Origin of the sequence: Methanosarcina spelaei (assembly GCF_002287235.1) — an archaeon.
Taxonomy (GTDB): Archaea; Halobacteriota; Methanosarcinia; order Methanosarcinales; family Methanosarcinaceae; genus Methanosarcina; species Methanosarcina spelaei.
Window position 1 is genome coordinate 1 of sequence record NZ_LMVP01000081.1, and the last position, 9,470, is coordinate 9,470.

At 39.9% G+C, this 9,470-nt stretch carries 9 protein-coding genes and 1 pseudogene; 8 read left to right on the forward strand and 2 right to left on the reverse strand.

Annotated features, from left to right (window positions below; all coding sequences use genetic code 11):
• A partial coding sequence (locus ASJ81_RS05930) for a NosD domain-containing protein (RefSeq protein WP_245859855.1) occupies window positions 1–1,239 on the reverse strand: 1,239 nt, incomplete at its 3' end.
• Window positions 1,240–1,855: 616 nt separating this feature from the next.
• Between ASJ81_RS05930 and ASJ81_RS05935 the strand changes: the two genes are divergently transcribed.
• The 5 genes from ASJ81_RS05935 to ASJ81_RS05955 all read left to right on the forward strand — a co-directional run bounded on the left by ASJ81_RS05935 (window position 1,856) and on the right by ASJ81_RS05955 (window position 6,125).
• Window positions 1,856–2,323: a GerW family sporulation protein gene (locus tag ASJ81_RS05935; RefSeq protein ID WP_095643684.1), complete on the forward strand. Its 468-nt coding sequence runs from the start codon at window positions 1,856–1,858 to the stop codon at window positions 2,321–2,323.
• 147 nt (window positions 2,324–2,470) lie between these two features.
• Window positions 2,471–3,415 (forward strand): DUF2953 domain-containing protein, encoded by a 945-nt coding sequence (locus ASJ81_RS05940; RefSeq protein WP_245859856.1) that lies wholly within the window; start codon window positions 2,471–2,473, stop codon window positions 3,413–3,415.
• Window positions 3,416–3,471: 56 nt separating this feature from the next.
• A complete protein-coding gene (locus ASJ81_RS05945) occupies window positions 3,472–4,437 on the forward strand; it encodes a beta-ribofuranosylaminobenzene 5'-phosphate synthase (protein WP_095643686.1) in 966 nt (321 codons plus the stop codon).
• A complete protein-coding gene (locus ASJ81_RS05950; RefSeq protein WP_095643687.1) occupies window positions 4,434–5,444 on the forward strand; it encodes an NOP5/NOP56 family protein in 1,011 nt (336 codons plus the stop codon). The genes ASJ81_RS05945 and ASJ81_RS05950 overlap by 4 nt, the downstream gene beginning before the upstream one ends.
• On the forward strand, window positions 5,445–6,125 hold the full coding sequence (locus tag ASJ81_RS05955) for a fibrillarin-like rRNA/tRNA 2'-O-methyltransferase (protein WP_095643688.1): 681 nt from the start codon (window positions 5,445–5,447) through the stop codon (window positions 6,123–6,125). It abuts the gene before it with no gap.
• A gap of 195 nt (window positions 6,126–6,320) precedes the next feature.
• Here ASJ81_RS05955 and ASJ81_RS05960 read toward each other — a convergent pair whose 3' ends face one another.
• On the reverse strand, window positions 6,321–6,866 hold the full coding sequence (locus ASJ81_RS05960) for an ArsR family transcriptional regulator (protein ID WP_095643689.1): 546 nt from the start codon (window positions 6,864–6,866) through the stop codon (window positions 6,321–6,323).
• A gap of 455 nt (window positions 6,867–7,321) precedes the next feature.
• Between ASJ81_RS05960 and ASJ81_RS05965 the strand changes: the two genes are divergently transcribed.
• From ASJ81_RS05965 to ASJ81_RS05975, 3 genes and pseudogenes are all read left to right on the forward strand, one after another.
• Window positions 7,322–8,014, forward strand: coding sequence for a DUF2162 domain-containing protein (locus tag ASJ81_RS05965; protein ID WP_095643690.1), 693 nt, complete (start codon window positions 7,322–7,324; stop codon window positions 8,012–8,014).
• Window positions 8,011–8,634, forward strand: a complete 624-nt coding sequence (locus ASJ81_RS05970) for a MotA/TolQ/ExbB proton channel family protein (protein ID WP_095643691.1) — start codon at window positions 8,011–8,013, stop codon at window positions 8,632–8,634. The genes ASJ81_RS05965 and ASJ81_RS05970 overlap by 4 nt, the downstream gene beginning before the upstream one ends.
• A 33-nt stretch (window positions 8,635–8,667) precedes the next feature.
• A pseudogene (locus tag ASJ81_RS05975) lies at window positions 8,668–9,030 on the forward strand (DUF2149 domain-containing protein); the annotation flags it as partial.
• Window positions 9,031–9,470: the final 440 nt, after the last annotated feature.

Here is a 9,470-nt window from a genome sequence, read left to right on the forward strand (position 1 = left end):
TGTTCCGTCTCCAAAACTCCATTTCCACTTAGTGGGTGTTCCTATGCTTGTGTCAGTAAATTTAACGTTTAATGGAGCTTTTCCTGAGGTTGGAGACGCAGAGAAGGCAGCAACAGGCTTTGTTACCACTTTTATATAATTTGATTTTGTTAGTGTGTTACTACCTGCTGAGTTGGTTGCTGTAAGTGCAACCGCATAGTTTCCTGCTTTGGAATACTTATGCGTTGGATTCTGGGCTGTTGAACTTGTTCCGTCTCCAAAGCTCCATTTCCACTTCGTTGGTGATCCTGTACTTGTGTCAGTAAATTTTACATTCAGTGGAGCGTTTCCTGAGGTTGGAGATGCAGAAAAAGCAACAATCGGTTTTGTAGGCCCGGATTTATAGACAACTAGAGGAAGGTTGTCAGAATAGGTGCTGCCTGTTATGCTTTTATATGCAGAATCGGAAATTCCATCCCTATTAGTATCTGCTGCGGTATTGGAAAATCCTGTACCATCAGGTTTTCCCCAGAAGTTGCCTCCTATATATGGTCCGCCTACAATATTAGTACCTGCAGTCTTTTTGGCATTATAGACATTTCCGATTCCGTTTTTAATAGTCATATTGGTGTCATTGAAGTAGTTATTGTAAATCTGGTTTGCGTCACTTTTGCCACAGATATAAAACCCATAAACATTGTTGTTTTGAATGGTGTTGCCTGAGAGTGTATTGCCATCTGAATTACCAATATGAATCCCACGACCGTTATTAAGGGCCGTGTTTCCTGAAAGGGTATTGTCTGTAGCAGTCCCAAGTACAATTCCATATTCCCTGTTGTTCGTAGCTGTATTCTTTGAGAGTTTGTCTCCTTTGGAACGCAGGACATAAATTCCATAACAGTTATTCAAAAGTTTATTGTTCTCAATTATGCAGTTACTGCATGAGGACAGATAGATTCCTGCATTACCGGACCGAGTAGCTCCTACGGCCTTAAATCCAGTTATTTTTATGTTGTCTCCCTGCAGGAGGAACACACTGGCTCCTGAGCTTTTGGCTTTAATCATGGTATTATCAGGGTTTCCGGACTCTGAACGGATTATAAGATCATCTTTAGTTACATTGATATTTTCAGTATAGGTCCCGGATTTTACAGTAATTATATCGCCGGAAGAAGAACTATCCACAGCTTTTTGAATAGAACTTCCTGGCTGCACTATAATCTCAGCCGCAGCTCCAAAACTTGATATTAATACTAACATGAAAATAGCTACTAACAAAGTGGTTAATTTTTTAATTTTAATTCCTCCGTCCACTAAAAGAAGTTTTGGCAAAACTTTAATTGTAACTAAAGGGAGTTTACAGTGAATACCTACATAAACTCACGAGTGCAAAATTATTTTCTTACTCAAAGAATTTGTTTATCTTTTGTAAGATGCCTCAAGTAAATTCCATTAATTAAGCTGGAATTCAAATAATAGAATATAAATATACTGAAATTATGTTGAAATTGAATAGATTAAAATTTAAAAATATTCATTATGTAATTTATATATAGTAGGATAACCCAGGTTATTTAACTTAATAGAATATCTTACTTATAGGTTATTGTCTTATTTTAATTAGTCAACCATTTATTAATTTCAAAATAAGGAAGATTTAAACTTGAATTACCCAGATAAAAGAACAATAGCCTTCAAGACGATAAAAACAAGTTCGTCTTCTCAAACTAGAACTGTGTTTGAACCTGTAGGTTCAGAATTGCTCAAATATGATTAAGTATAAAATTAATGTATTCAAAATTAGATTAAAAATGAAAAAATAGGAAATATTTATCATCACCATATAAGAAATAATATATAAAGAGGGGATGAAAAGTTGGGTGTAGAAGCCACTATTAAAGAAATTGCAGGTGAACTCGAAAGGATTGCGACTACAAAAACCGTAGTTGGGGACCCGATTACTGCTGCTGGGAAAACAATAATTCCAATTTCAAGGATTTCAATGGGATTTGGAGCAGGTGGGGGAGAAGGCAAGAGAGACACCGAATCTGGATACGGAGGAGGTGGAGGAGCAGGTGCAAAGATAGAGCCTGTGGCATTTATTATGCTTTCAGAAGAAGAAGCCAGAATTTTCCGGCTCTCTGAACGAAGCGACGCCGGATCAATCCTTAGCTCAATTCCCGATCTTGTACCTGAGATTATGGACAAGCTCAAAGGCATGAGGGGCAAAAACAAAAAAGAAGAGGAGTTTAAGGAACAGGAAGTTAAAGGAAAAGAAACTCCGAAAAAGGAAACTGTAGAAGGAACCGAAGTCAATATAGAAGAAGGGGGATGTTTCCACTAATTTTCCACCCAATTTCTGGAACTAATCTATTTAGGGGATTCTTAGCAAAAATATAGAAAGTGGGGGTTTTCAGGATAGTTAGGACTATCCTCTTCTCCCGAACCTGTTAATATGCTTGTAATAACTCTTCTTCTGCTGGTTTTTCTATTGGTCTTATTCATATTATTTACAGCAATAGGCCTCACTTTCAAACTCAAGATCCTGAGCCTGGAAGAAAAGAAAGAACTTAAAGGCATATTCACTGTAAAATGGCTGCTCTTTTCCCATACCTTTTCCATAGAGGAACCAGAGGAAAGCGAAAGCCTTCCTGAAGAACCGGAAAAATTGAAAAAAGACAAAGCAGTAAAAGGGAAACAAAGTGAGATTGATCTGAAGAAAACAGAAAAGGTACGAGTTACTACAGAACCACAGGATAAAACTGAGGTGAAGAAAAAAAGGGATATTGAGGAAAGAGAGGTCGAAAAGGAAAGAGAGGTCGAAAAGGAAAGAGAGGTCGAAAAGGAAAGAGAGGTCGAAAAGGAAAGAGAGGTCGAAAAGGAAAGAGAGGTCGAAAAGGAAAGAGAGGTCGAAAAGGAAAGAGAGGTCGAAAAGGAAATAATAGAAGAAAATGAGAAGAAAGAAAAAAGGAGTATAATTGAAAAGATAAGAGGAAAAAAGAAGCCTGAAATTGAAAAAGCTCCAGAATCAGGAATGACCTCCAGAGAAAAACTTCACTGGGTCATGGAGGCATTCAGATCTCTCAGAAGACCTCTGTTTCGTCTATTTTCCGATTTACTGAACGGGATAAAAATTAAACGTTTGGAGTCTTACGTAATGTTTGGCCTTTCCGATCCTGCAGACACAGGCATGCTCTGTGGATTTATACATGCTGTTGCAGGATTGGCCTACAACCGGTGCAAGAACTGCAGTTTTTCCATTAACCCTGTATTCATGAATCCGATGGTGGATTTCAAAGGTGATATGGAAATTCGTGTAAGGATATATTCTCTGATTTATCCAATGCTTAAATTCATGTTTAACAGGAAAACTTTATCTTTTACTTATTCGATTATTAAGGAAAAACTCTGGGGGAAACAGAAGCTTAATTCCTGAGCTAAAGGAAGTGTAATTCCTAAGCTTTATGAATAGGTAATGAGGTACAGATATACATGATTAAAGTAGTGACTCCATCCAGACTTCATCTTACCCTGATAGACCTTAATGCAGAGATAGGCAGGGTCGATGGAGGAGCGGGAATCACCCTGGAATATCCCGGCCTGGAAATTTCTGCAACTGAAGCTGATAATATAGAGATCATCGGCAATTCTCTTCTCGCAGGTAAAATAAAAAAAGCTGTACAGGCACTTCTTCCAACAGGAAAAGGGATAAAACTGCATATTAAAGATAGTCTTCCTGATCATGTAGGACTAGGTTCAGGGACTCAGGCTGCACTATCGGCAGCAGTAGCCGTAAATAGGATTTATGGACTGGAAAAAAGTATTAGGGAACTTGCAGTTGCGGTTGGCAGGGGAGGCACATCCGGAATAGGGGTTGCTGCTTTTGAGGATGGTGGTTTTATTCTGGACGGAGGACATAAGTTCAAGAATAAGGGTTCATTTTCTCCTTCTTCAGCTAGCCACGTACCTCCTGGCCCTGTCCTTTTCAGAAAAAACTTTCCTGAATGGCCTATTGTCCTTGTAATTCCTCAAGGAAAAGGAGCTCACGATACGGAAGAAGTTGACATTTTCAAGAAATATTGTCCGATCCCCCTTGCCGAGGTTCAGGAAATTTCCCATGTAATTCTCATGCAGATGCTTCCTGCACTTATCGAGGAAGACCTGGAAAGTTTTGGCAAAGCGATTAATCACATCCAGACTGTAGGTTTTAAGAAAAGGGAAGTTGAACTTCAGTCACAGCCTGTTCTGGATATCATGAATTACATGCGTGACAACGGCGCGCATGGAGCAGGTATCAGTTCTTTCGGGCCGGTAATTTACGGCATTGTCGGAAGCATTGAGGAAGGCAAAAGACTCCAGCAAGAAACCCAGCGTATGCTTGACGAATCTCTTGGTGGAAGAGTCCTGCTCACAAAGGGAAGGAATCGGGGTGCTGATATCTCTGGAGGTCTGGATTGAAGATTAATACCTGGTTTGGAACTCTTGAAACCGACATAGTCGGAGAAATTCTGGAATCCAGACTTCTTTCAAAAGACATCAGGAAGCTTGCACTTCATTCTCTTTCCCTAAGGGAAAGCAGATCGAATCTACCTCCTGAAGGTTTTGACCTAAAGGCTGCAGCTATCAAATCAGGGTTTGCGGAGTCACCTGCCGAATATTACTTTCTTTTACATGAAGTTACTCTGGAGGCTGCAAAACTCCAGGTCTCAAGCGCCATCACTCCTGACCAGCGAATTATTCAGGCTGTAGAAGCCCTGGACGATGTCAATGAAACTACAAACGCCCTGTCTGAAAGACTTTCTGAATGGTATGGAGGCTATTTCCCGGAAAGCGGATTAGGTGGGGAAGACCTGGCACTTTTTATTGTAAAGTACGGTTCCCGTGAAAACGTCAGCTCTGAAGATCCGCTTTACTCGAAAGCCAGGAACTCGATGGGTGCAAAACTTGAACCTGCCGATGAAGCACTTATTAAAGATTTTGCGGAAAGTGTACTCAGCCTATATGAACGGAGACGACAGATCGAGGTTTATATTGAGAACAGCATGGAACAGGTTGCACCCAACCTGAAACATATTGCGGGCCCAATGCTTGGAGCAAGGCTAATAAGTCTTGCAGGAAGCCTCAAAAAACTTGCTGAGTTTCCTTCCAGCACAATTCAGGTTATAGGAGCCAGCAAGGCTCTTTTCAAGCATCTTCGGGCTCGGGCTCCATCTCCAAAGCATGGGATTATCTACAGCCATCCTCTAGTAAACACAGCGCCGTGGTGGTTAAGGGGAAAAGTAGCAAGGGCTGTTGCGTCAAAGCTTTCCCTTGCTGCACGCATTGACTTTTATTCTGGGGAAAAAGATCCCTCCCTTATAGAAAAACTTGAAGCGAAAGTCCTGCAGATAAGAACTCTGAACCCCAGGCCTCCTCAAAAAAAGCAGGAAAGCGGAGCAAAGCTAAAGAAAAGGAGGAGGAAGTAAATGCCTGAAGTCAAAAAGTTATCGGATGGGATCTTTGAAGTTATAAAAGACAAAAAACACCTTGCTACAAAGAACCTTGACCCTGGAAAAGCCGTTTATGGAGAAAAACTGATCCCGGTTCAAGAGACTGAGTATCGGACCTGGGACCCTCGCAGGAGCAAACTTGGAGCCATGGTCTTGAAAAAATTCAACATTAGTCTTAAGGAAAATTCAAAAGTGCTCTACCTGGGAGCAGCTTCAGGCACAACAGTAAGCCATGTCTCAGATATTGTTTCGGAAGGTGCAGTTTATGCCGTTGAGTTTGCTCCGAGAAGCATGAGAGATCTGATAAGACTCGCATCAAGGCGAAAAAATATCCACCCGATTCTGGCTGATGCCGGTAAACCGGACAGTTACTCCCATCTCGTTGAGCCTGTCGATCTTATTTTTCAGGACGTTGCGCAACCCAACCAGGCCGAGATTGCTGCAAGGAACGCAATCCGTTTTTTAAAAAGAGATGGATATCTCCTGCTTTCCATTAAAGCGCGGAGTATCGATACTGCAGCAAACCCAAAAGAAGTTTTTAAGGCAGAGGTGAAGAAACTCGAACAGGCTTTTGAGCCTGGATTTGAGATTCTTAATGCAAAAGACCTGAAGCCCTATCATGAAGACCATCTTGGAGTCCTGGCGAAGTTGAGGTGACATACCTGCTTTTCAGTAATTATCTGATTTTTCAGGGGAAATATTTCATTTTCGGCAGATTCATGAAATCCTTTAAAAACTCCGTGAATAAACATTTTAAAGGTTCTAAGGGTAAACATTTTAAGGGTTCCATAAGTGGACAATTGAAAGGCTCCGGATATGAGCCCCTCTAAATGGTTCGGCATCGTGGGCTTTTTACCGCCTGATGCTTACCAGTAATCTTTTTTTCGTTATGGGCACTAGTTTTTTCCATTCTACTACGGCATCTTCGTGAAACTCATATTCGTCTACAGTCTTATCAGAAAACTTGCCATCTACTTCATATACATAAAATCCCTCTTCTCCATCCGTAGAGACAACCTTAACTCTGTTTCCCATCTTCGTAACTTCCACGGCAGCCACATTTTTCAGGGCTTCAAGCAGCGTCGTACCCTGTTCAACCTCAAGCCTCTTGTTTTCTGCAAAGTGGTCCAGAAAAGAATAGACATTGTTCAGTTTGATGCCTATCATATGTGTATTTCCAAACTTTTTTCTTTCTACAAGTTCGGCTTTTTCCAATATTTTTATATGTCTAGCAGCTACAGGCACGGAAATTCCTATTTCTCTTGCCAGACCGGATATATGTTTATCTCCTTCACTCAGGTGTTCAAGAATTGAAAGGCGCGTATCACTTGAAATCGCCTTGAAAAGGTTTTCTCTGCCGCCATTCATTCCAGAACTCCGCACAACATTTACTACCATGATGAGCTCTATTTTATCTCAAATACTTATAATTATTGCTTTTATCAGAACAAGTAAAGTAAACTACTCGATCTTTTCATTGCTTTTTTATTTTTTAATTTTAACAAATTTACTTTAATTACAGGTTTTTGTTTTCTTCTTTTTCTATATCATTACCTGATAAGTAGAATTAATTCTTACATAATACTTGTTAAATTAGAAGTTTATTTTATTATCATCGTCGGTTGATATCGTTTTAAAAGAGTATTATTTTACTATCTTACTAATTTAACTTCTAAACATGTCCTGAATTTAGCTTATTAAGTTATCTTTTTCATCTCTGACAGAAAACAGGGTGAAAATAAACTTTTACTCTAAAAAATGCACTCTGTGAGCCCTTGTTACCTTAAAAGATAACAAATGTTACCCAAAAGCCAGGGTTTATTTAACTCTACTATAGATGCTCAGAAGGTAATATGGACTCTACTGCATTAACTGTTATTGGTATTTTGATAGGTATCCTTGTCTTTGGAATTAAATCTGGAATAGGATGTGGGTTTTCAAACATAAGTAAAAGAGAAATTTTCGCAATTGGAGGTAGTTATTTTCTCCTGGCTCTTTTATTCGGAAGTGTTGCTGACCACATAAGCCTTGAAGCCTTTGAGAAGTTTTCTTCAATGGGCATGGGAATCCATGTACTTGTTTCCCTGCTTCTCATAGTTACCGGAATTTACACCCAGAAAAAATGGAACTCAGGAAAAGATGTTTCCAGGCACACTTTTCTCGCTATATCCGTACCATGTCCGGTATGTATGGCAGCCCTTGCATTATCTTGCATGCTGCTTTCACAGAGCCTTAATCTTTCCGGGATAAAAGTAGGGCTCCTTGTTGGGGTTGCTTTTTTTATAGCAGTTGTGGCTTCTTCTTTTCTTTTCAGGTTTGGAAAGATTCGACTTGGAAAGACTCCTGATACTATGGGCAGTGCAATGATGCTGATAGGGATCTATTATCTATTAGGAGCTCTTCTTATCCCGGCATATATACAAACAAAAAAGATGAATCTTGTTTCAACCGGAGGAGGAGAAACAGGAGTAATACCTCTTATGGCTTTTGGAGTCATTGTCCTTGCAGGTTTTTTCCTGGACCGTATAAGGAGGCATGACCTATGAGCCTGATGAATTTATTATCCGACATGATGAATGTCTTCTCAACGGCTTTGCTAATTCCTGTGATGTTTCTTCTCACCATTCTCGTGTTTATTTCCTTAATTCAATTAGGAGAATTCCTTTCCGAGTATACAAAAAGACATAGGGACTGGAAGAATCTGGAAACTAACTGCAAAAAAATTGAGCTCAATCTTCAAAATTCGGATTTTTCGGAAGCCTCCAGGGCTCTTGAGAGCATCAAACAAAATTACATGGTCACTTCTTTTGCACGAGACGCTGCAAAATACCTGAAAGAGCGACATTTTCCTGCAATTGAGAGGCTTTCGCAGGAATATGAAATCAAGATGGCAAAACGCCTTGAACATACAAAGATAACCTCAACTATCGGTCCCATGCTTGGCCTTATGGGGACGCTTATTCCATTAGGCCCTGCTCTGATAGGGCTTTCGAAAGGAGACCTCGAGACCCTTGCGCAAAACCTGATGATTGCTTTTGCGACAACCGTTGTAGGGCTTTTTGCTGCCGGAATAGGCTATGTGCTTACACAGGTCAGACGGCGCTGGTACTGGGAAGATATGTCGGACATAGATTATATCCTGGATACCATTGAGGAAAAGAATTGAAGCTTAGTATTTCTTAATAGCGAGGAAGAATTCATGAGAAAGTCCAGAAGATACAGACGGACAGGTCTTTTAAAAGACGAGGATGAGCAAAACCCTATGGTCAACGTTGCCAATGTTTTTGATGTTGCAATGGTCTTTTCTGTAGCTCTATTAGTTGCACTTGTTATGTCATATCACCTCCCCGAACTTCTGAGCTCCAATGAGGATTTTACCATTGTCAAAAATCCGGGAGCCCAGGATATGAAGATCGTCATCAAAGAAGAAGGTAAACCTATTGAAGTCATGAATATGACCGATAATATAGGAGGAGGAACTGGAGAGGCTCTTGGTACGGCTTACAGGCTCGCCGACGGCAAGGTAATTTACGTACCTGATAATGGTAATGGTACATCTTCAGGTACATCTTCAGGTACATCTTCAGGTACATCTTCAGGTGCATCTCCTTCGTCAGGTACATCTGCTCCACCTAAAGTAATTTCACTCAAATCTAATTCAGATTGATTAGCCTGAAAGTCCTATTTACTTCAGGTACTTTCATTTATTTGCACCTGTTATTCCTAAGATGTTCATTTTCGTAACAATTCATTATGGATAAACAACATCAATAGCAGTCGTTACTAAGACTCAATGTATCAAATTTTCAAATATATTTTCTTACTGTTGGTGTTGATTATGTTTTTTCTTACGGTTCGTTGGTTACTTGTTGAAGTTGTTTTTATTAAAATGATATTTCCCAACTTATTTTGGTAGGTTGAACAATTACTAATTTAGCATGAAAATGCTGCCATCAGCATGCATTTTCATATAGTTGTGCATGTTATTCAAGGAATATAATT